The sequence below is a fragment of the Ciceribacter sp. L1K22 genome, from assembly GCF_017599385.1.
Taxonomy (GTDB): domain Bacteria; phylum Pseudomonadota; class Alphaproteobacteria; order Rhizobiales; family Rhizobiaceae; genus Allorhizobium.
Genome location: NZ_JAGFPK010000001.1, coordinates 533,490 through 555,305, shown reverse-complemented (window position 1 = coordinate 555,305; position 21,816 = coordinate 533,490). Strand labels below are relative to the sequence as shown.

The window sequence follows — 21,816 nt, the reverse complement described above, 5'->3', positions numbered from 1 at the left end:
ATCCTCCAACAAAATCATAGCCTTAAAAGAAATCCAGCCCCACCATAAAAAAAATCTCACACCGTCCGCGTCCCCCTTTTTCCCGGCGCCCGTATCCTTGTTCCCGTTCCGTCGCGGATACACCACAAGGCGTTGTGGCGAGGCGGGGCCGGCGCTGGTGGCAGGGGAAGGACGCAAGAGCCTGCCACCGGGGTCCGCGGAAAATGGTCTCCCTCCGGCGACATGGGGGAGGACGGGTTTGCAGCCAGGCCCGTCATCCAGCCCTAACCGGGCGCCGGGTGTGCCTGTGGGGCACGGAGGGGAGCGCGGGGTATGCATGCGGCGCGGGCCAACGGACCTGACAAGTCCCGGCGGCGCATGCGGGGTGGGGTTTATCCTCCACCGGAAACCCGACGCTCCCGCAGAGAGACCGAAGTCGCGGATAAAAACCGCCGAACGGGGTACCGGAAGGTACCACTATACTAAACTAACGAGGTGCCCCCGGTACCCCGTCCGCTTCCCCTTTGTTTCGAGTGACGGGGAAGACATTACAGGTGATGCCGAACCGGAGGGGGAGAGCCTCTGCGGGGTTTTGGGGTGCGATTTTTTTCAGGAGCGGACAAATGGACAATCACGAGACGACGAAGACCGAAGGACTGACCCATCTTTTCACCATGCAGGCGGCGGAACTCACCAGGATCCCGCGGCTCTGCACGATTGCCGGCTGCAGGCGCGACCGACGGTGCGGCATGAAGGATTTTGTGCAGGACGAACCCTTCTGCATGAGCCTTGCCTCGGTGCGCGACCGCCGACGGATCGCGGAGATCGTCCGGGAATGCATGGCCCTGACCTCTACCTTGCAGCAGGGGCGCGACTACCACCTGGAGCCGCGTGGCCAGCGCCGCCGCGCGCAGGACGACGCGCTCCGGATCATGTCCGGCCTCCACACGACGGACGACGATCCTCCCGCCCGGTGGAAGCGGCTTCGCCGCAGATATGTGAAAGCGCCCATGCGGCCAAAGGGGCGAGGCCAGAAGCACTCGGTCAAGGGTTGAGATGCGGATGCGGTGCCCGACCTCAGACGAGCGCCACCCAGGCCCGTGCGATCGCGAGACCGGCGGCATCGGCGCGTTCGCCAAGCGTCGGCGCCTCGCGCGGATGGTGCTCGCCGATCCAGCCGGGGCGCTTGGCCTCGGCGATCTCGGGAAACAGGGAATTCCACTGCTCGACGACGCCGCGATGGGCCTCGAAATGAAACTGCGTGCCATAGACGGCGCGGCCGATCCGGAAGGCCTGGTGGCGGGCCGCACCGTTTTCGGCAAGGTGCGCCGCACCCGGCGGCAGGGAAAACGTGTCGTCGTGCCACTGGAAGGAGTGGAAGCCGCCCTCGGCTGTGCCCGCGGCGAGGATCAACGGATCACGGCGTCCCTCCTCGGTCGCGGCGATCGCCTGCCAGCCGAATTCGGGCGCGGCGCCGATCATGTTCTCACCGCCATAGGCGCGTGCCAGGACCTGGCTGCCGAGGCAGATGCCGAGTACGGCCTTGTCGGCCTCGCCGAAGCCGCGCATCAGGTCGGCGAGACGGGGCAGGTAGGGGTGTTTGACGTCGTCGCGGGCATTCTGCTCACCGCCGAACACGACGATCGCGTCGTGGTCGCGATGATCCGCCGGCAGGGCTTCGCCGGCGAAGGCCTTGACCACGTCGACGTTCGCCTCGGCCTCGGCGAGCGCGCGGCCCACCTGGCCGTGATCGGTGTTGCGGGTATTCTCGACGATCAGGACGCGCATCTAAACTCCCAGGCGGATTCGGTCTTCCGGAAGATCAGCACGGCGGCGGCCGCCATTCAAGAGCCGCCGCCGGCGATCACGTCAGAACGTGCGGGCAAGCCTTGCATCGACCGAATGGCGGTTGCCGCCCCGGAAGGCGAAATAGAGCGTGATCGCAGCCCAGAGGATCGACTTCTCGGCCCCGGACAGCCCCTGGTCCATCGCGACCCAGTGGAAATAGACGGTGACCAGCAGCACGATCGTCGCGGCGACGGCTGCGGGCCGTGTCAGGAGGCCGATCGCGAGCAGGATGCCGCCGAAGAACTCGGTGCCGGCCAGCAGCGGCGACCACAGGACGCCGGGATAGAAACCCAACCCTTCGACCATGCCAACGGCGCCGAACGGATCGAGGATCTTGCCGTAGCCATGCACTACGAGCAGCACGCCCGCGACGACGCGCAGTACGGTTTCGACGGCATCGTGGCCGCCGGCATAGAGGGGAGCGAGACGGGGAATGACCAGGCGGTTGCGGTCGAGGGGGAGGGTCATGCTATGCAGTCCTTGCTGAATTGGGAGGAAGCCCCCTTCTACTCAGACCCGCCGTCGCCTCAAGACAGCCGGGCTAAAAACATGATAACAATAGTTAACTTTTCTGTGAGGACCGCTTCGGCGGGAAAGCGACAAGCGGCAGCTACGACCAACATTTTCAATCTTCACTGCGGAAGAGCGCCGCATTAATGAAAACGGAGAGCGCCGCCCAAGAAACAAAGAAAACTATGTAAAAATAAATGGAAAGAATTTCAAATTTATTATATATTATTAAGGATAAAATTGCCCAGATAATGGTACCGCGACGATGAAATGTCGGAACACCAAATATCGGCTTCAAAGCCGAAACGAAGATATTATTTTTATTTCTCATTCACTCTCAAAAACCTTTCGTCTAAGCGAAAACTCCAGAAATTATGTATCCAACCATATCTCATCCAACCCAAGGCGGAACCCATATAATTTTGCGTCCGACCGACTACGGTTACATGCGGAAATGCTTATCGCCGCCTACAGCGGCGGCTGCAAAAGGGAACCAGACCGTCCATTCGTGCAGGACAAGGCGCTATATGCATCCCGGCTTCGCTTAACTTTTCCGTGAGGACCGCTTCGGCGGGAAAACGACATGGCATCAGCCCCGAGAGTGAGCATTCTCTACTGCACCCAGTGCAACTGGCTGCTGCGCTCCGCCTGGATGGCGCAGGAATTGTTGCAGACCTTCGGGCCGGATCTCGGCGAGGTCGCGTTGGTGCCGTCCACCGGCGGCAGGTTCGAGATTCGAATCGACGGCGACCTCATCTGGGAGCGCAAGCGCGACGGCGGTTTTCCGGGACCGAAGGAGCTGAAGCAGCGGGTGCGCGACGCGATCGATCCGGCCCGCGATCTCGGCCATGTCGACCGGACCGCGCATGGCGATTCCGGCCTCGACAGCTGACACGGAAAGGGCGGCATCTGTCGACGCCGCCCGAACCGTCTTCCCGTGGCGCCTCAGAGATAAGGCGAGCGGCAGACCTTGTAATAACCGCTGGTGCTCAGGAACCGGTTGGTCTCGGGATTGTACGAGCGGTAGCGGTTGAGGCACCAGTTGACATGCCGTCTCCAGACAGCCGGCGGCACGCCGTAGACAGGCGGCGCATAGACCGGTGGCGGCCGGTAAACCGGCAGAGGCGGCGGCGGCAGGGGTCGGTAGACCGGCGGCGGATAATAGGGCGGCGGGGGCGGCGGCGGTGGACGCCAGCCCGGACGCGGCGGATCCCAACCCGGGCGCGGCGGGGGCGGATGCCAGCCCGGACGCCGATCCGGCGGATAGGGACGGCGGGTGTCGTAGCAGCCATAGTCGTCGCAGACGACACGGGCGTTTTCCACGTCGCCGGAGACCTGCGGCCTTGGCGGAACCGGCGGCGCGGCCGAAACCGGCGCCGGCAGGACGGTCGCCAGGCTCACAAGTGCGCCCAGCAGATAATTGCGAATGCCACTCATCGAAGCCCTCTCTTCGAAACCGGAACGGACGGATGTCCGCCGGGCGCCCGCGGGCTCGTCCTTGCCGGACCGAGGTCCCCCGCTCGACGCGCGCCGCTCATCATAACATCTTCAGAAGTCGAACGGGATCATGTCTTTTCGAAGACGCGAGACGGGCGTCCGGTTGCTGCGTGGGCAAACCGGAAAACCGCATTCTCTTGCAAAACCGACGGCCGACACGAAAACTTCAAAAACGCTGTTGACAGCAACCGGCGCCCCCCTTACATGGCTCCTCGTCGCCCAGATGGCGGAATTGGTAGACGCGCCAGCTTCAGGTGCTGGTACTCGAAAGGGTGTGGAGGTTCGAGTCCTCTTCTGGGCACCAAATTCCCGTTTCGGACCGTCCTAGATGGTCCAGAAGCAAAGCAAAAGCCCGGTTTTCCGGGCTTTTTTGTTGCCTGACATTCCTCAACGGCAGAGCCGGTCGTGCATGTCCAGCTCGGCCAGGAAAACGGGGAAAGCCCGGCGGATCGCATCCTCGTCGCAGCCCGCCTCAAGAAGCCGGATCGACAGCCAGACCGAGACGAAGGCCCAGGCGGCGCGCATGAAGCTGTCGGCGCGCTCCAGCCCCTTCTCCGGCGTCGCGGCGAGCTCCATCATCGCGCCACGGAGCGCATCGATGGTCGCCAGCGCCTCCCTCGCCCTTGCCGCCTCGGGAACTGTCGCCGCCTCGATCTCGGCGCGGGCCCGCTCCAGGCAAATGTCGAAGCCGATGCCGCCGTCGCGCCACAGGCGGCGGGTCAGGAGATCGATCGCCTGGATGCCGGTGGTGCCCTCGTAAATCGAGATGATCCGCGAGTCGCGAAGATACTGCTCGAGCGGCCAGTCCTTCGTGAAGCCGACGCCGCCCAGAACCTGGATGCCGGCACTTGCCACATTGAAGCCGGCCTCGGCGCCGAAATTCTTGATGAGCGGCAGCATGACGCCGGTGAAATGGCCGAGGCGCTCGCGGTCCGCCATGTCGGGCTCGAGCGCCGCCAGGTCCATGGCAGCGGCGATCTCGGTGACGCCGGCGCGGACGATCTCGGTGCGGGCCCGCATGAGGGCGAGCTGGCGGATGACGTCCGGATGCGAGGCGATCGGGGGAGCCGGCCGGTCGGGAGCACCGCCCTGGCGCCGCTCGGCCGCATAGGCCTCGGCGATGTCGCAGGCGGCGGAAGCAAGCGCCAGGCCCTGGCCGCCGCTCTGCAGGCGCATGTGCTCGATCATCGCGAAGAGCTGCGACAGGCCCCTGCCCTCCTGCCCGAGCAGGATGCCTTCAGCATTCTCGAAGCGCAGCGCGCAGGTGGGCGAGCCGTGGAGGCCCATCTTTTCCTCGATCCGCTCCAGCACCACGCCGTTGCGGCTGCCGTCGTCGAGACGGTCGGGGACGAGGAAGAGGCTGAGGCCGCGGGTGCCGGGGGCCGCATTGGTGCGGGCGAGCAGGCAGTGGCCGATCCTCGCCGTCATGTCGTGGTCGCCGAAGGAGATCCAGATCTTCTGGCCGCTGATCCGCCAGACGCCGCCGTCCTGACGAGCGACCGTGCGGATTCGGCCGACGTCCGAGCCCGCCTCGGGTTCGGAAATGCAGATGGTCGCCGCCCATTGCCCCGCCACAAGATGCGGGATCCAGGTCGCCTGCGTCGCGGCGTCGGCTGTGCTTGCAAGCAGATGACAGGCGGCGCGGGAGGCACCGGCGGCCATCATCAGCGCGACGCAGGCGCGGTCGAACAGCGGCTCGCAGGCCGACTGGACGGCGAGCGGCAGGCCCATGCCGCCATGCTCTTCCGGAACATCCATGCCGAGCCAGCCGGCCTCGGCGAATTGCCGGAAAGCCTCGCCATAGCCGTCCGGCGTGACGACACGGCCGTTCGAGACGGTGCAGCCGATCCGGTCGGCGACGGTGTTGAGCGGGGCAAGCACACCTTCGGCGAAAGCGGCGGCCTCCTCGACGATGGCCGTCACCGTCGCGTCGTCGCAGTCAGGGCGCAGGTCGCGAACCCGGCGCCAATCGGGCGTGGCGGACAGAAGGGCGAGCGTGCGGGCCGCCTGGTCCTGGTAACTCACGGGGAAGCCTCCCTATTTCGGCTGCATGCGGATCGCGCCGTCCAGACGGATGACCTCGGCGTTGAGATACTGGTTCTCAATGCAGAAGCAGACGGTGGTGGCGAATTCTCCGGGGTCGCCGAGGCGGGCCGGATAGGGGATGGCGGCGGCAAGGCTCTGCTGCGCCTCTTCCGGCAGGGAGTGGAGAAGCGGCGTGAGGAAGATGCCGGGCGCGATGGTGTTGACGCGCACTCCGAAGCGGGCGAATTCACGCGCCATCGGCAGGGCCAGCGACACGATGCCGCCCTTGGAGGCGGCATAGGCGGCCTGGCCGATCTGGCCGTCGAAGGCGGCGACCGAGGCGGTGTTGACGATCGCGCCGCGCGCCTTGTCCTCGAGTTCCGGCAGCTCCGCCATTGCCGCGGCGGCAAGGCGCATCATGTTGAAGGTGCCGATCAGGTTGACGCGGATGACGCGCTCGAAATCGGCAAGCGGCATCACGCCATTGCGGCCGATGACGCGGCCGGCGGTGCCGATCCCGGCGCAGTTGACGAGGATGCGCAGTCCGCCGCTTATCCCGTTGGCCCGGCTGACCGCGTGTTCCGCCTCCGCCTCGCTTGCGACGTTGCCGGAAATCGGGACACCACCGATCTCCTTGGCGACGCGGGCCGCAGCCTCGGCGTTCAGATCCATCACATGAACACGCGCGCCCTTGTCCGCCAGTCGCCGCGCCGTCGCCTCGCCAAGGCCGGAACCACCGCCGGTGACCAGCGCGCTCACTCCTTCTATCTTCATCAGGTCGTCTCCCTACTTGACGCCAATTACGTCGGGTCCGCCCTCGTAGAGGGCCTCCACCAGGTCCTTGCGGTGGGACAGGACCGCCCGCTGGTTGATCGAGCCCTTGTCGGTCACCTCGCCACGGTCGAAGCGCGGCGGCTCGGTCATGATCATGATGCGCACCACGCGGCTCGCCGAACCGGTCGCAGCCTTGGCGTGGGCCTTGAGCTTGTCGGCAAGTGCTGCCCGCACTTCCGGTCGGGCGAGAAGCTCGGCGTCGGACATCTGGTCGCCGCCTGGCACAAGCGGCCTCAGGGCCGGTAGGAAGGGGATAACGAGCGCGCCAAGGTCCTCACGGTCCGGGGCGGTGATCACCGCATCGCGGATCAGGCCGCCGAACTGGTCGACGAGCTGGGCACGGAGCTTGCCGACGGCGACCCAGGTGCCGGTCTGCAGCTTGAAGTTCTCGGCCGTGCGGCCATCGAAGAAAAAGCCGGCGGTCGGATCGTCGGGGACGGCGAAACGGACGGCGTCGCCGATCCGGTAGAAGCCCTCTTCGTCGAAGGCCGCAGCTGTCAGCGCCGGGTTGCGCCAGTAGCCGGGGGTGACGTTCGGACCCTTGAGGCGCAGCTCGAATTTCTCCTCGAAGGGCACGAGCTTCAGCGTGATGCCCTGGGAGGGAATGCCGATATTACCCGGCGCATCCTGCGGCTCGGTGCAGAAGAGCGCGAAGGGCGAGGTTTCGGTGGCGCCGAGGCCCGTGCCAAGGAAGACGCGGTAGCCGAGCGTCTGCTCGGACAGCGCCATCAGGTCGTCCCAGGTGTGCTGGGCCATGCCTGCGCCGGCATAGAGCATGAACTTCAGATTGCGAAAGAAGCTCTCGCGCAGCTGGTCGTCCTTGCGCATGGCGGCGATCAGCATCTCGTAGCCGGCCGGCACGTTGAAGAACCAGGTCGGCGACACCTCTTTCAGATTGGCGATGGTCTCGCCGATGGCGGCGGGCGTCGGACGGCCCTTGTCGATGTAGAAGGTGCCACCATTGTAAATCACCATGTTGAAGACCTTGTTGCCGCTCGCGGTGTGGTTCCACGGCGCCCAGTCGACAACGATCGGCGGATCGTCACGCAGGAAAGCGTAGCAGTCGGCGACCATCTCCTGGTTGGAGCAGAGCATTCGCTGGGTCTGGATGACCGCTTTCGGCGATCCGGTCGTGCCCGAGGTGAAGAGGAACTTGGCGACGGTATCGGGACCGACGGCGGCGTAGGCCTCGTCAACGGCCGGGCCCGGCGGGGTGGCGAGCGCCTCGTCCCAGCCGATCATCGGGCGGGAGGCGGAAGGGGCGTTGCGGCAGAAAAGCAGCGGGACGGAGGGGGCGAATACCGCCTCGATGGCCGCGGCGAAGGGCGTCACGTCGTCAGCGAACACGAGCCCCGGCGTCACTTGGCCGGCGATGTCGGCGAGCTTGCCGAAGTCGCCGACATGGGTGGCATAGGCCGGGGCGATGGCGGCCGAGGGCACGCCGACATATTGCGCGGCGAGCGCCACGAGCGCGTGGGCGATGGAATTATCGGAGAGGATCAGGACAGGATGGTCGGCGGAAAGGCCGTGGTCCAGAAAGAGCTGGCCGAGGGCGCGGATCTGCCGGAGCGCCTCTCCATAGGCGAGCTTGCGCCACCCGCCCGCATCGTCTCGCTCCGCCATCCAGATGCGGTCGGGATCGACGGTCGCCCAATGGACCATGCGTTCGGTGATCTTGTCCGGATGCGGTCCCAGTGGGTCGACGCGCCAGATAACGTAACACCCGTCGTCGCGCTTTTCCCACTGCAATTGCGGGGACCACACCTTGATCGCGCCGGCTCGGCTTTGGTTCATGACTCTCCTCCCAGATCCGTCACGAAAACTGACAGAGGACCAACCTCCGTCGTCCTCAATTTTTGTTTACAAGGAAACAATCGCCGTGTAAACAATCAACGAGAACACAATATCGCAAGCTCCGGAGAGGGCTGGGAGGGACAGACGATGAGTGGCGCGACGACGAGCGAATTCGTCACCTATGAGCTGAAGGACGAGATCGCCCATATCGGGCTCAACCGTCCGGAAAAGCGCAACGCCATCAGCGACCGTTTCGTCGAAGCGATTGCGACCGCCGTGCAACGCGCGGAAGACGAGGCCAAGGCCGTCGTCGTCTTCGGCCATGGCGATCATTTCTGCGCCGGTCTCGATCTCGCCGAACACGTCAAGAAGACCCCGATCGAGGGCGTTCGCGGCTCGCGTCGCTGGCACGCAGTGTTCTCCACCATCGAGCACGGCACAATCCCGTGGATTTCCGCCCTGCATGGCGCCGTCGTCGGCGGTGGGCTGGAGCTTGCGGCATCGACGCATATCCGCGTCGCCGACCAGTCGGCGTTCTTCGCGCTGCCCGAGGGACAGCGCGGCATTTTCGTCGGCGGCGGCGGCTCGGTTCGTGTCGCCCGGCTGACCGGCGTCGCCCGGATGACGGACATGATGTTGACGGGACGCGTTGCCTCGGCGGAGGAAGCCGAACGCTGGAATATGGTGCAGTATGTCGTGCCGAAAGGGGAAGCACGCGCCAAGGCGCACGAGCTCGCCAAGGCGGCTGCGGCGAACGCAACGCTGTCCAACTATGCCGTGATCAACGCGCTGCCCCGCATCCAGGACATGGCCAAGGAGGATGGCCTGTTCGTCGAGTCCTTCATCTCCTCCTTCACCGCAACCAGCCCCGAAGCCGAGGAACGCTTGCGGGCCTTCCTCGAAAAGCGTGCGGCGCGGCTGAAGACCCCCGGCAATACTTGAGGTCCCGACGATGGACATGCCAATCCGCAGTACCGGCGACGTGAAGGTGGGTGAGCTCACCAATGCGCTCGGCTTTCTGCTCAGGCTGGCGCAGCTGCAGTCCTTCGACGACTTCTTTTCGGGCAACGGTCCGCGCGGGGTGAAGCCCGGCGAGTTTTCGGTGCTCTGGGTGATCGGCCAGAACCCCGGCATCCGCCAGAGCGTGCTCGGCCAGCGCCTGATGATCAAGCGCGCCCATATGACCAAGCTGATCCGGGCCTTCGAGGACAATGGCCTCGTTTCCCGCCGTATTCCCGACGAGGACCGCCGCGCCGTCGAGCTGACGCTCACGGCGAAGGGAGAAGGCGAGATCGCGCGGACGGCACCGGGTTTCTTTGCCTACGAGGAGAAGTCGGGGGCGCCCCTGACGTCGAAGGAACGCAGTCAGCTGGTTTCGCTGCTGCGGAAATTCGTCGGCATCGAGGAGGAGGACAGACCATGAATATCGACGAGCTGATCGCGATCGACATCCACACCCATGCGGAAGAACCCTGCGGCGGGACGCGCGATGATGGCTATGACGAGTTCCAGGCCGGCATGGCCCGCTACTTCAAGAACCCGGCAGGTGCCCAAGGCATGCTGCCAACGGTGCAGGAGACGGCCACCTACTACCGCGAACGCAAGATCGGCTGTGTGATCTTTCCGGTCGACGCGGAACGCGAGACAGGTTTCCGCCGCTATGAAAACGAGGAAGTCGCACGCATTGCGGCCGACAATTCGGACGTGCTGATCCCCTTCGCCTCCATCGATCCCGCCAAGGGCAAGGCCGGTGCGCGGGAGGCGCGGCGGCTGGTGCGCGAATTCGGCGTGCGCGGCTTCAAGTTCCATCCGACGATGCAGGGCTTTTTCCCGAACGACCGGATGGCCTATCCGCTCTACGAGGCGATCGCCGAAGAAGGCGCGATCTCGCTCTTCCATTCGGGCCAGACCGGCGTGGGCGCCGGCATGCGCGGCGGCATGGGCATGCGGCTGAAATATTCCAATCCCATCCATCTCGATGACGTGGCCGTCGACTTTCCCGACATGCCGATCATCATCGCCCATCCCTCCTTCCCCTGGCAGGAGGAGGCGCTGTCCGTCGCGACCCACAAGCCGAACGTCTACATCGACCTCTCCGGCTGGTCGCCGAAATATTTCCCGACGATCCTGGTGCGCTACGCAAACACCCTGCTGAAGCACAAGATGCTGTTCGGGTCCGATTGGCCGGCGATCACGCCGGACCGATGGCTCGCGGATTTCGCCAATATCGACATCCGCGACGATGTCCGCCCGCTCATTCTAAAGGAGAACGCGCGGAGACTGCTGAAGCTCTAGAGACCATACTGCCAACGTGTTCCAAACTGGGAGGATTTGAACATGAAACGCATACTTTCTGTCATCGCAGGCCTGGCGGCACTGGCCGCCACCACCGCCGACGCGCGCGAACTGCGTGTCGCCCCCGGCGCCCCGCCGGCCCACCCGTCCAACAGCCATCTTTACCAGAAGCTTGTCGAATACCTGCCCGAGGTCTCCGGCGGCAATCTCACCGCGCAGATGCTGGGGCCAGAGGTCGTCAGCCTCGGCCAGATGAAAGACGCACTCCAGAGCCAGCTCGTCGAGGTCGGCAATCTGCTGCCGCTCTATTTCCCGGCCGACCTGCCGAGCATGTCGCTGGCCGGTGAACTGGCGCTGACCGGCCGCGAACCGCATGCGATGGCGGCGGCGATGACCGAATACATGGTCACCTGCGAGGTCTGCCAGCAGGAGCTGAAGAAGTTCGGCGTCGTCTATCTCGGCTCCGGCTCGTCCGACGTCTATGCGCTGCTGACAACCAAGCCGGTCCGTACGGCAGACGACCTCAAGGGCCTCAGGCTCCGCAGCGGCGGCGCGCCGTTCTCGCGCTGGGCGGAGAACTTCGGCGCGGTGCCGGCGGCGATCGGCGTCGGCGACACGTTCGAATCGATGTCGCAGGGCGTGATCGACGGCTCGATGGCCTCGATCGGCGACCTCCTGTCGTTCCGCCTCGTCGAACTTGTGAAGAGCGTGACCTTCGTGCCGCTTGGCACCTATCATGCCTCGTCCGACTTCACCGTCGCCAATTCAGCCTGGGAAAGCCTGTCGCCGGAGGAGCGCAAGCAGCTGGCAACGGCCGCCAACCGGGCCAATGTCGATTTCACCCAGCGCTGGGGCTACGGCATCGCGGAAGAGGCGAAGAAGGCGGCGCAGGAGGCGGGGATCGAGTTCATCGAGCCTGATGCAGCTTTCCTCAAGGCGGTCGAGGATTTTGCGGAAGCCGACAAGGCAACCGCCGCGAAGGTGTCGCAGGAGCGCTTCGGGTTCGCCGATGCCTCCGACAAAGTGGCGCGTTTCGTCAGCCTGGTCGACAAATGGAACGGCATCGTCAAGGAGGTCAACCTGGATCCGGCCGCCATTACCAAGCGGCTCGACGAGGAAGTCTGGAGCAAGGTCGACTTCGCCACCTACGGCATGTGACGCGAAACGCCGGCGGGGCCTGAGCCTCGCCGGCTTTCCTTCCTCGCAAGGGTCCGGGAGCTTTCCATGTCGCACTTGTTCGGACTGGCCGACAGGCTGTCCAGGATGCTGGTCTTCGTCGCCTCGATCGGCGTTGTGATGATGATGATCCATGTCTGCGCCGACATCATCGCGCGGATCATCACAGGCGCCTCGCTGCCGGCGACCGTCGAGATCGTTTCCTATTACTACATGGTCCTGGTCGCCTTTCTGCCGCTTGCCTGGGTGGAGTGGAAAGGCGGAATGGTAACCGTGGAGCTGATCGAATTCGTTCTATCCCCGCGACTGAGACGCATTTCGGATGCCTCGGTGGCGCTGATTGCCTGCGCGCTCTACTGCGTGCTGACCTATGCCACCTGGGCGACCGCGGTGAAGAACTTCAACACAGGGACATTCGTGATCGCGCTGCAGGCGAAGATCATCACGTGGCCCGGCTACTTCCTGCCGACCGCCGGCTTCGCGCTCGCCGCCTTCATTACCGCCGTCCGCTTCATCAAGATCGCCACCAATCACGCCGAAGAGGCGCAGGAGAACCCCGCATGAGCGTCGAGACCGGACTTTACGGGATCGCGATCCTCGGCCTGCTGCTGATCCTGCGAATACCGGTGGCGCTGGCGCTGATCACGGTGTCGTTCGGCGGCATCGCCTATCTGCTCGGCTTCAAGCCGGCGATCGGCATCATCACATCGACACCCTACAGCTTCGTCGCAAGCTGGACGATGAGCGCGGTGCCGATGTTCCTGCTAATGGGCTTCGTGGCCTTTCACGCCGGACTGACCGGAAGCCTGTTCCAGGCCGCCAAGGCCATTCTCTGGCGGGTGCCGGGTGGGCTTGCGATTTCCTCGATCTTCGCCTGCACGGGATTTGCCGCCGTCAGCGGCTCCTCCATCGCCTGTGCCGCCGCGATGGGACGGATCGCAATTCCCGAGATGGTGCAGGCAGGATACCGGGCAAGTTTTGCCAGCGGCGCGCTGGCGGCCGGTGGCACGATCGGGGCGCTGATCCCGCCTTCGATCCTGATGATCGTCTATGGCGTCTTCGCCGAGACGTCGATCACGCAGATCTTCGTCGGCGGCATCGGCGTCGGGCTGATCACGGCGCTGAGCTACTGCCTTGTGGTGCTGGCCTTCTGGTGGCTCAGGCCCGATATCGTGCCGCGCACGCTCGCCTCCGGCTTCGAGGAAGCCGGCGGCTTCGGCGCGATCCTCCGCATCTGGCCGCTGGCCCTCCTGGTGCTGCTGGTGTTCGGCGGGCTGTTCTCCGGCTACTTCACGGCGACCGAAGCAGGCGCCGTCGGGGCCGGCGGCGCCGTGCTGCTGTCGGCAATCACTGGGAACCTCTCGATGCGGGTAATGCGAGTCTCGCTGCTCGAAACGCTCTCGACCTGCGCCTCGCTGTTCATCATCGGCATCGGCGCCTCGATGTTCACCCGCTTTCTCGGCATTACCGGGCTTTCGGGCTTCCTCGGCTCCTTCGTCGCCGGAGCGGATCTCGGCTATACCGAGCTGATGGTGATCATCGTGATCATCTATCTGGTGCTTGGCATGTTCATGGAGCCCTTCGGCGCCATGCTGGTGACGCTGCCGGTGCTCTTGCCGGTGCTGAAGGCGGAGGGCATCAGCCTTGTCTGGTTCGGGGTGCTGGTGGTGAAGCTCTTGGAGATCGGGATGATCACGCCGCCGGTGGGGCTCAACGTGTTCGTCATCAAGAACGTCGCCTCACGCTATGTCAGCGTCGTCGATGTCTTCAAGGGCGTGACGCCGTTCATGCTGGCGGATCTTCTGGTGGTGGCGCTGATCATTGCGGTGCCGTCCATCGTGCTCTCGCTGCCGCAACTGCTGTTCAACTGACGCCAGGCTCGGGTGCCGCCGCGGCACCCAACATTGACAGCGTTTTGTATACATGATGTTATCAACCATGAGGAGACATGGAGGAGAACGCATGCTGCGGAACACATCCGTTGGGCCTGCATCTGCTGTATTTAAAACTTTCGCTGCGGGGCGGAATGTGCGCCGTACGAGGCCACGCTCGGCAGTGTCCCCAAACCGATCAACCAACAAGCTGTATACATAGCGACCCTTAGCGGATCGACGAAAACGTCCGTGACGCGGGTGTATGACGATGAGGATAGAGGCAAGACCATAAAGCCGGCCCCGCCCCGGAGGAGACAGGGCGGCACGGCTGAAACAACGGAGGAGACAGACATGCTTACCAGACGCGTTCTGCTGGCGGCGGGTGTTGCGCTTGCGAGCCTTTCCCTAACGCCGGCTTATGCCGAGGATATCGTGAAGATCGGGCTGATCCTGCCGATGACCGGACCCTTCGCCTCCACCGGCCGGCAGGTCGAGGCGGGCGTCAAGGCCTATATCGCGCTTAACGGCGACTCGGCGGCGGGCAAGAAAATCGAGATCGTGCTGCGCGACGATGGCGGCGTTGCGGACCAGACGCGGCGCATCGCGCAGGAGCTCGTGGTCAACGAGGGTGTCTCTATGCTGGCCGGCTTCGGGCTGACGCCGCTTGCGATGTCGGTCGCGCCGGTGCTGAACCAGGCGAAGATCCCCGCCATCATCACCTCGGCGACGACATCCGCGATCATGAAGCAGTCGGACTATTTCGTCCGGGTCAGCATGGCAGGGCCGCAATCGCCGGTGCCGGTGGCGACCTGGGCGGTGGAGAACGGTCTCAAACGCGTTGTTACGCTGGTGACCGATTACGGCCCGGGCCACGACATCGAGAAGGGTTTCACCGACCAGTTCAAGAAGCAGGGTGGCGAGATTGTCGAGGCGGTGCGCGTTCCCTTGCAAAACCCGGATTTCGCGCCGTTCCTGCAACGGGTGCGTGACGCCAAGCCGGACGCGGTGTTCGTCTTCGTTCCCTCGGGCGTCGGTTCGCTGTTCATGAAGCAGTTTGTCGAACGGGGCCTTGCCGAGGCGGGCATCAAGCTGATCGCGACGGGCGATGTGACCGACGACGATCTCCTCAACGGGATCGGCGAGGTCGCCAAGGGCGTGATCACCGGCCACTTCTATTCCGCCAACCACGACAGCCCCGAAAACCAGGCCTTCGTGGCGGAGGTGAAGAAGTCCAATGACGGCATGCGGCCGAACTTCATGTCGGTCGGCGGATACGATGCCATGCATCTGGCTTATGCCGCGTTGGAAAAGACCGGCGGCGATACCGACGGAACGAAGCTGGTCGAGGCGATGAAGGGCATGGAGTGGACGAGCCCGCGCGGGCCCATCAGCATCGATCCGGCGACGCGGGACATCATCCAAGATATCTACATGCGCGAGGTGAAGCAGGTCGACGGGGAGCTCTACAACGTCGAATTCGCCACCTATCCGAAGGTCAGGGATCCGAACGTCGCGCCTTAACCGGTCACGGCGAAGCAATCCGTCGACAGTATCGCCCGGTCGTGACCCGACCGGGTGTTATAGCCATATCCTATACCCGGGGCAGGTCTTTTGATGAGCCTTGCCCAGGCCGAGCCACTATGGATGAAGCCCCCGGGAAGGGAGACCGGGTGCCATGCAACCCGGATGACGGGGCGGCACTCTTCCTGTTTGTCCGGGTGGTTCTTGGGAGGAACTTATGACGATCAGAGCAATTCTGGCAGGCGTCGCAGGGCTCGCGATGACAGTCGCCGGCCTGCAGACGGCGGCGGCGGACGATGTGGTGAAGGTAGGGCTGATCCTGCCGATGACCGGTCCCTTCGCCTCCACCGGGCGGCAGGTCTCGGCCGGCGCCAAAACCTTCATGGCAAAGCACGGCGCCACGGTGGGCGGCAAGACGATCGAACTGGTGATCCGCGACGACGGAGGTGTGGCCGACCAGACGCGGCGGGTGGCGCAGGAGCTCGTCGTCAACGATGGCGCGGCGATCCTGGCGGGCTTCGGGCTGACACCGCTTGCGATGTCGGTCGCACCAGTTTCGACGCAGGCCAAGGTGCCGACGATCGTCATGGCGGCGGGCACGGCCTCGATCACCAAGGCGTCCGAATTCATCACCCGCACCTCGGGCACACTTCCGCAGTATTCGCTGCCGGTCGGCACCTGGGCAAGCCAAAACGGCATCAAGAGCGTCGTGACGCTGGTCAGCGATTATGGGCCGGGGCTCGACGCGGAAAAGTGGTTCACCAAGGAGTTCACCTCGAAGGGTGGCACAGTCACGGAAGCCGTCCGCGTGCCGCTGCAGAACCCCGATTTTGCCCCCTTCCTGCAGCGTGTGCGCGATGCAAAGCCGGACGCCGTCTTCGTGTTCCTGCCGTCGGGTGTTGGCTCGCTGTTCATGAAGCAGTTCAACGAACGCGGCCTTGCAGATGCCGGTATCAAGCTGATCGCCACCGGCGACGTGACCGACGACGATATCCTCAACAGCATGGGCCCATCGGCGATCGGCACGATCACGGGACACTTCTACGCAACGTCTCACGACAGCCCGGAGAACAAGGCCTATGTGGAGGCGTTCAAGAAGGAGAACGACGGCATGCGGCCGAACTTCATGTCCGTCGGTGGCTACGATGGAATGGCGCTGATCTACGCAGCGCTGGAGAAGACCGGCGGCGATGCCAGTGGCCCAGCCTTCATGGAGGCCGTGAAGGGGCTTTCGTGGACGAGCCCGCGCGGACCTGTCTCGATCGATCCGGAGACGCGCGACATCATCCAGAACATCTACGTGCGCGAGGTGAAGGAAGTCGATGGCGAACTGCACAATGTGGAGTTCGCGACATTCGAGGCACTGAAGGATCCGGAAAAGGCCGAGGCGCCGTAACAGCACGGGGCCGACGGCGGCGGGCTTTCCCTGCCGACTTGCCCGGAGCAGAATGATCCGGAAACCGGTTCTAATTCGAGAAGGACCCGATGCTGACAATCCTGTTCGATGGCGTTGCTTACGGCATGCTGCTGTTCGTCCTTGCCTGCGGTCTCACCGTGACCCTCGGATTGATGAACTTCATCAATCTCGCGCATGGCGCCTTCGCGATGACCGGGGGCTACGTCACCGTCGTGATGATGAACCGCTACGGCATTTCTTTCTACTGGTGCCTGCCGGCGGCCTTCATCGTGGCGGCGGCGGTCGGGGCGGTACTTGAACGCGCGCTCTACAGACACCTTTATGGCGCCGACCATCTGGACCAGGTGCTATTTTCGATCGGGCTGGTGTTCATGGCGGTCGCCGCGGCCGACTATTTCATGGGTGGTCAGCAACAACTGATCCAGCTGCCGCCGGAACTCTCGGGCCGCATGGAAATCCTCGGCGTCGGGATCGGCCGCTACCGGCTGTTCATCATCGTCATCTGCGCGATGCTGGCGGTCGGACTGCAGTTGATCCTGGCGAAAACCCGCTTCGGTAGCCGGCTAAGAGCAGCTGTCGATGACCGGCGCACGGCACTCGGGCTTGGCATCAATGTCTCGCTCGTCTTCGCCCTCACGTTTGCCTTTGGCTCCGGGCTTGCGGGCCTCGGCGGGGCGCTCGGGACCGAACTCTTGGGCCTCGATCCGAACTTCCCGCTGAAATTCATGATCTACTTCCTGATCGTCGTCGCCGTCGGCGGCACCTCGACCGTGACCGGTCCCTTCCTCGCCTCCCTAATGCTTGGCATCGCCGATGTCGCCGGCAAATACTACGTGCCCGAGATTGGCGCCTTCGTGATCTATGCCCTGATGATCGTGATGTTGGTCTTGAGGCCGCACGGACTGTTCTCGCGGGACGGTGGTCGATGACCATGGCGGAGCAGAGCATCACCAAACCATCCAAACCCGCCGGAGCGGCGCGCCTTTCCCTGGCCCGGCGCGGCAGAATGCGACTTTACGAACCGATGTTCTGGATCGCTGCCTTCGTGGCCTATTTCCTGCTGCCGACGAAGATGCTGCTTTTGACTGAGATCGCGATCCTCGGTCTCTTCGCGCTGTCGCTCGACCTCATTCTTGGCTTCACGGGTATCGTCTCGCTCGGCCATGCGGTGTTCTTCGGGATCGGTGCCTATGCGGCCGGGCTTCTTTCGCTCAAGGTCACGGCAGAACCCATGACGGGTCTGTGCTTCGCTGCCATCGTCGCAGCAGTGGCCGGCTTCCTGTCAAGCTTCCTGCTGCTGCGGGGCTCCGACCTTACGCGCCTGATGACGACGCTTGGCATCGGCATGATGATGGCGGAGGCAGCCAATCAGATGGCGTGGCTCACGGGTGGCGCCGATGGCCTGTCCGGCTTCTTCACCGGACCAATCCTCGGCCAGTTCGAATTCGACCTGTTCGGCAAGACCGGCTATCTGTACTCGCTGATCGTGCTCTTCGTCTGCATCCTGATTACCCGCCGTATCGCCTATTCGCCATTCGGACTGTCGCTGAAGGCGATCAAGGGCAATACCGTTCGCGCGGCGATGATCGGCATTCCTGCCAAAAAACGGATCGTGGTGATCTACACGATCTCCGCAGCGATCGCCGGCATGGCTGGCGCTCTGCTGACACAAACCACGAGCTTCGTCTCACCCGACGTTCTTGCGTTCCACCGCTCCGCCGACGTGATGCTGGTGCTTGTTATCGGCGGCACAGGCTATCTCTATGGTGGCATCTTCGGCGCGATCGCGTTCACGCTGTTGCGCGACGCGCTTTCGATTGCAACTCCGCAATACTGGATGTTCTGGATCGGTCTGATCCTCGTGCTCCTCGTGCTGGTCGGCAGGGAAAGGCTATTCAGCCCGTTCACATGGTTGGCCGAGAGGCTCAAGGCGTCCAAAGCACCGGAGGGGCCGCGATGAGCTGGGCACTCGAGACCAAGGGCCTGAAACGCCGCTTCGGCGCCTTCGTGGCGACCAATGACGTCAGTCTTCAAGTGCGAGAAGGGGCGCGGCATGCGCTTATTGGGCCGAACGGGGCTGGAAAGACGACGCTGATTAACCTGCTCACCGGCGTCTTGCCGCCCTCGGAGGGGGAGGTCTGGCTGGGTGGCGAAAACATCACCCGGACAGAGCCGCACCGGCGCGTTCACATGGGACTTTCGCGAACATTCCAGATCAACCGGCTGTTCAACGATTTCACACCGCTCGAATCCACGACGCTCGCCATCTGCCAGCGCGATGGCGGCGGCAATCTCTGGAAGCCGCTATCATCGCACCACGGCGCCATCGACGAGGCGGCGGATCTGCTGGAGCAACTGGGGCTCTCGTCGGTGGCGACGGAGCGCACATCCACCCTGCCCTATGGCAAGCAGCGACTTCTGGAGATCGCGCTGGCGCTGGCCGCCCGGCCGAAGGTGCTGTTGCTCGACGAGCCGGCGGCCGGTGTGCCCGAGGACGAGCGCCACGAAGTGCTTTCCATCGTCGCGAGCCTGCCGGCCCAGGTCACAGTGCTGCTGATCGAGCACGACATGGACCTCGTCTTCTCCTTCGCAGACCGCATCTCCGTTCTGGTCGCCGGCGCGGTATTCGCCGAGGGCTCAGTAGATGAGATTTCCCGCGATCCCAAGGTCAAGGCTGTCTATCTCGGAGAGGGCGAATGACCGACTGGCTGCTAGAAACCACGGACCTGGTCGCAGGCTATGGCGAGGCGAGCGTGCTCTCCGGCATCAGCCTCAAACTGGCGCGCGGGCGCACCATGGCGCTGCTCGGCCGCAACGGCACCGGCAAGACGACACTCGTCGACACGATCGCGGGCCTGACAACCCACCACAGCGGGACGATCCGGCTGGTTGGCGAGGACATTACCAGGATGCGACCGGAACGCCGCGCCGGCGCCGGGATCGGCTGGGTGCCGCAGGAGCGCAACATCTTTCGTTCGCTGACCGTGGAGGAGAACCTGACGGCGATCGCGAGACCCGGCCCATGGGGGCTTGAGGGCACCTTTGCGATGTTCCCACGCCTGAAAGAAAGGCGCGGCAATCTGGGCAGCCAGTTGTCCGGCGGCGAGCAACAAATGTTGGCCGTCGCGCGGGCTCTGATGCTCAACCCGAAACTGCTTCTGCTCGACGAACCTCTCGAGGGCCTGGCGCCGATCATCATCGACGAACTGCTGTCGGCGCTGAAGGCGATCGTGAAGGGCAAGGGGCTGTCGGCGATCATCATCGAGCAGAAGGCGCGGAAGATCCTGCCACTGTGCGACGAGGCCGTGATTCTGGACCGTGGTGCAGCCGTCTACAGCGGTCCGAGCCAGGCGCTGCTCACCGACGACGATCTGCTTGGACGACATCTTGCGATCGAGCGGTGACGGGCTCACTCCGGAAGGTGATGCGGATTGATGCCTGGAAACCAATGCGGTGACACGGGCGGGCGGCCGCCTTCATAGACGGCGCCGTTGCTCTTGCTCTCGCAACGATAAGCCAGATACGGCATGTTGTCGTCGAAGAAGCGGATACCGTTCCGTTTGCCGGCATAGCGTGTCACGGTGTGGCAACGGTATTCCGGTTCCTCCGGCCCAAGCGGCTTCACGCCGGGAAGGCCCTCGAATATCTCGCCTTGAACCGGCGGGGCGGCAAGTGCGGCCGCGACCGGCCCGACAAACGCCATGGCCGCGATAACCGCCAGATGAGTAAACGGGCTTCTCGCCAACGCCTTTTCCAATCCACTGCCGACATCGGCCCAAGGTGGCTTCTCCCACCAATATAGGCGATCAATGGCCGTAAAAGAAGGGTCACATCGGGCGACGATAGCCGGTCGGCTGCTCGTAGAGCCAGGCAATCCGCTCGACGGCCTTGCGGAAATCCTCCCGGGCAACCGTCATGGTATGACCGTTGGCGTGTAGCAGCGTTTCCGCATCTTCCATGATGCCGACATGTCCCTTCCAGAACACCAGATCACCGCGACGCAGGTCCTCGCGCGCGATGGCAGTGCCCAGTTCCCTTCCCTGCACGTCTGAATCGCGCGGGGCGGAAGCTCCGATCATCTGCAGGCAGAGCTGGACGAGGCCGGAGCAATCGAGGCCGAAACCCGACCGCCCGCCCCAGAGATAAGGCGTTTCCATGAAGCGGGCCGCGAGCGAGACGTAGTCGTCCGCGGGCCAGGTTCCGATCGGCAAACAATGGGCTGCAATGACGGCCCGGCCATCCGCCAGCAGATGATAGCGCGTGCCACGCGTCTCCGCCTCGCCGACAATGGCCAGGCGGCTGCCCATGGAGAGCGGCGTCGCAAGCGGCGCGCGCAGGTCTGGGCGGGGATAAAGAAAGGTCCGGGGAACGACGATGTGATGGGTGGGCGATGGCTGGCGATCGCCAACACAATGCTCCGGCAGGTAACCGACATAGCCGTCCGACGCCGCCTTCACCCAGGCCCAGCCGGCGGAGCGGTCGAATACCGTGACCTCCTCACCGAGTAGAAGTTCGGTATCGATACCAGACGCCATATCGGGTTTCGGGCGCAGTCCGGTGACGGGGACAACAACGCCGGCGGGCTCGCCCATGGTGAAGCGGGCGGCCTCGACCTGCCCCTCAAGGGCAATGTCGGCGAGATCCTCGCGGTAAGCGTTGAAGCGTCTGTCCAGCGTCATATCGTCCGCTTTCAGTTTCCGAGCAAGCGGCCCTGCTCAATGATGAGATCGCCGAGCTTTTCCAGATAAAGCGCGCCGCCGACGGTGCGCTTTATCACGACGTTACGGCGGTCGATGTCGTCGCGCACCCGGTCGACCAGGCCCATGTCGCCCATGGTATCAAGGGCGCGGGTAATGACGGCTTTGGTCACTCCCAGCGTCGCCGCCAGGCCGCGGACCGTGTGCGGCGGCGGAACGAGGTAGATGTGGAGAAGGATTGCCATCTGTCGCTGCGTCAGGTCGCGCTGGTCCTGCTTGACCTGCAGCAGACTGACGCGATGCCAAAGCCCGAGGGCCTCGGAAGCTGACAGTTCCACACTCATTTCTC

Annotated in this window: 23 protein-coding genes and 1 tRNA gene; 15 read left to right on the top strand and 9 right to left on the bottom strand. The window is 64.1% G+C overall.

Going from position 1 to position 21,816, the window contains the following annotated elements; translation table 11 throughout:
* The first annotated feature begins 602 nt into the window (after positions 1-602).
* Positions 603-1,034: a hypothetical protein gene (locus J5J09_RS02635; RefSeq protein ID WP_208548149.1), complete on the top strand. Its 432-nt coding sequence runs from the start codon at positions 603-605 to the stop codon at positions 1,032-1,034.
* A 22-nt stretch (positions 1,035-1,056) separates the two neighbouring features.
* Here the strand turns inward: J5J09_RS02635 and J5J09_RS02630 are convergent, their stop codons facing one another.
* Positions 1,057-1,767 carry a type 1 glutamine amidotransferase gene (locus J5J09_RS02630; RefSeq protein WP_208548148.1) on the bottom strand — a complete coding sequence of 237 codons (711 nt, stop codon included), beginning with the start codon at positions 1,765-1,767 and terminating at the stop codon, positions 1,057-1,059.
* 81 nt (positions 1,768-1,848) lie between these two features.
* Positions 1,849-2,295, bottom strand: coding sequence for a DoxX family protein (locus J5J09_RS02625; RefSeq protein WP_208548147.1), 447 nt, complete (start codon positions 2,293-2,295; stop codon positions 1,849-1,851).
* Between the two features lie 625 nt (positions 2,296-2,920).
* On the opposite strand from J5J09_RS02625, the gene J5J09_RS02620 reads away from it, so the two are divergent.
* Complete coding sequence (locus J5J09_RS02620) at positions 2,921-3,229, top strand: SelT/SelW/SelH family protein (RefSeq protein WP_208548146.1); 309 nt, start codon at positions 2,921-2,923, stop codon at positions 3,227-3,229.
* A gap of 53 nt (positions 3,230-3,282) precedes the next feature.
* Here J5J09_RS02620 and J5J09_RS02615 read toward each other — a convergent pair whose 3' ends face one another.
* Positions 3,283-3,774, bottom strand: a complete 492-nt coding sequence (locus J5J09_RS02615; protein WP_208548145.1) for a BA14K family protein — start codon at positions 3,772-3,774, stop codon at positions 3,283-3,285.
* 277 nt (positions 3,775-4,051) lie between these two features.
* Between J5J09_RS02615 and J5J09_RS02610 the strand changes: the two genes are divergently transcribed.
* Positions 4,052-4,138 (top strand) — tRNA-Leu (locus tag J5J09_RS02610).
* 83 nt (positions 4,139-4,221) lie between these two features.
* Here the strand turns inward: J5J09_RS02610 and J5J09_RS02605 are convergent.
* The 3 genes from J5J09_RS02605 to J5J09_RS02595 are packed head-to-tail and all read right to left on the bottom strand — an operon-like array spanning position 4,222 to position 8,487.
* Positions 4,222-5,859, bottom strand: a complete 1,638-nt coding sequence (locus J5J09_RS02605) for an acyl-CoA dehydrogenase family protein (protein WP_208548144.1) — start codon at positions 5,857-5,859, stop codon at positions 4,222-4,224.
* A 12-nt stretch (positions 5,860-5,871) separates the two neighbouring features.
* Positions 5,872-6,633: an SDR family NAD(P)-dependent oxidoreductase gene (locus tag J5J09_RS02600; protein WP_208548143.1), complete on the bottom strand. Its 762-nt coding sequence runs from the start codon at positions 6,631-6,633 to the stop codon at positions 5,872-5,874.
* Between the two features lie 12 nt (positions 6,634-6,645).
* Positions 6,646-8,487 (bottom strand): feruloyl-CoA synthase, encoded by a 1,842-nt coding sequence (locus J5J09_RS02595; protein WP_208548142.1) that lies wholly within the window; start codon positions 8,485-8,487, stop codon positions 6,646-6,648.
* A gap of 147 nt (positions 8,488-8,634) precedes the next feature.
* Here J5J09_RS02595 and J5J09_RS02590 point away from each other — a divergent pair, with 147 nt between their 5' ends.
* The 12 genes from J5J09_RS02590 to J5J09_RS02535 all read left to right on the top strand — a co-directional run bounded on the left by J5J09_RS02590 (position 8,635) and on the right by J5J09_RS02535 (position 20,174).
* Entirely contained in the window at positions 8,635-9,429 is a 795-nt protein-coding gene (locus J5J09_RS02590) for a crotonase/enoyl-CoA hydratase family protein (RefSeq protein ID WP_208548141.1), read from the top strand.
* 10 nt (positions 9,430-9,439) lie between these two features.
* Positions 9,440-9,910 carry a MarR family transcriptional regulator gene (locus J5J09_RS02585; protein WP_208548140.1) on the top strand — a complete coding sequence of 157 codons (471 nt, stop codon included), beginning with the start codon at positions 9,440-9,442 and terminating at the stop codon, positions 9,908-9,910.
* On the top strand, positions 9,907-10,782 hold the full coding sequence (locus J5J09_RS02580; RefSeq protein ID WP_208548139.1) for an amidohydrolase family protein: 876 nt from the start codon (positions 9,907-9,909) through the stop codon (positions 10,780-10,782). The genes J5J09_RS02585 and J5J09_RS02580 overlap by 4 nt, the downstream gene beginning before the upstream one ends.
* Before the next feature lie 42 nt (positions 10,783-10,824).
* Positions 10,825-11,940, top strand: a complete 1,116-nt coding sequence (locus tag J5J09_RS02575; RefSeq protein WP_208548138.1) for a C4-dicarboxylate TRAP transporter substrate-binding protein — start codon at positions 10,825-10,827, stop codon at positions 11,938-11,940.
* A gap of 66 nt (positions 11,941-12,006) precedes the next feature.
* A complete protein-coding gene (locus J5J09_RS02570) occupies positions 12,007-12,522 on the top strand; it encodes a TRAP transporter small permease (RefSeq protein ID WP_208548137.1) in 516 nt (171 codons plus the stop codon).
* A complete protein-coding gene (locus J5J09_RS02565; protein ID WP_208548136.1) occupies positions 12,519-13,829 on the top strand; it encodes a TRAP transporter large permease in 1,311 nt (436 codons plus the stop codon). Before J5J09_RS02570 ends, J5J09_RS02565 begins: the two co-directional genes overlap by 4 nt.
* Positions 13,830-14,183: 354 nt before the next feature.
* A complete protein-coding gene (locus tag J5J09_RS02560) occupies positions 14,184-15,353 on the top strand; it encodes an ABC transporter substrate-binding protein (protein WP_208548135.1) in 1,170 nt (389 codons plus the stop codon).
* A gap of 217 nt (positions 15,354-15,570) precedes the next feature.
* Complete coding sequence (locus J5J09_RS02555) at positions 15,571-16,749, top strand: ABC transporter substrate-binding protein (RefSeq protein ID WP_208548134.1); 1,179 nt, start codon at positions 15,571-15,573, stop codon at positions 16,747-16,749.
* An 89-nt stretch (positions 16,750-16,838) separates the two neighbouring features.
* Complete coding sequence (locus tag J5J09_RS02550) at positions 16,839-17,699, top strand: branched-chain amino acid ABC transporter permease (protein ID WP_208548133.1); 861 nt, start codon at positions 16,839-16,841, stop codon at positions 17,697-17,699.
* A 77-nt stretch (positions 17,700-17,776) separates the two neighbouring features.
* Complete coding sequence (locus J5J09_RS02545; RefSeq protein ID WP_246745891.1) at positions 17,777-18,730, top strand: branched-chain amino acid ABC transporter permease; 954 nt, start codon at positions 17,777-17,779, stop codon at positions 18,728-18,730.
* A complete protein-coding gene (locus tag J5J09_RS02540) occupies positions 18,727-19,470 on the top strand; it encodes an ABC transporter ATP-binding protein (protein WP_208548132.1) in 744 nt (247 codons plus the stop codon). Before J5J09_RS02545 ends, J5J09_RS02540 begins: the two co-directional genes overlap by 4 nt.
* Positions 19,467-20,174: an ABC transporter ATP-binding protein gene (locus J5J09_RS02535; protein WP_208548131.1), complete on the top strand. Its 708-nt coding sequence runs from the start codon at positions 19,467-19,469 to the stop codon at positions 20,172-20,174. The genes J5J09_RS02540 and J5J09_RS02535 overlap by 4 nt, the downstream gene beginning before the upstream one ends.
* Before the next feature lie 5 nt (positions 20,175-20,179).
* On the opposite strand, the gene J5J09_RS02530 is transcribed toward J5J09_RS02535, so the two are convergent.
* From J5J09_RS02530 to J5J09_RS02520, 3 genes are all read right to left on the bottom strand, one after another.
* Positions 20,180-20,515, bottom strand: a complete 336-nt coding sequence (locus J5J09_RS02530) for a hypothetical protein (protein ID WP_208548130.1) — start codon at positions 20,513-20,515, stop codon at positions 20,180-20,182.
* An 82-nt stretch (positions 20,516-20,597) separates the two neighbouring features.
* Positions 20,598-21,449, bottom strand: coding sequence for an NlpC/P60 family protein (locus J5J09_RS02525; RefSeq protein ID WP_208548129.1), 852 nt, complete (start codon positions 21,447-21,449; stop codon positions 20,598-20,600).
* Between the two features lie 11 nt (positions 21,450-21,460).
* Positions 21,461-21,811 carry a MarR family winged helix-turn-helix transcriptional regulator gene (locus tag J5J09_RS02520; RefSeq protein ID WP_208548128.1) on the bottom strand — a complete coding sequence of 117 codons (351 nt, stop codon included), beginning with the start codon at positions 21,809-21,811 and terminating at the stop codon, positions 21,461-21,463.
* Positions 21,812-21,816: the final 5 nt, after the last annotated feature.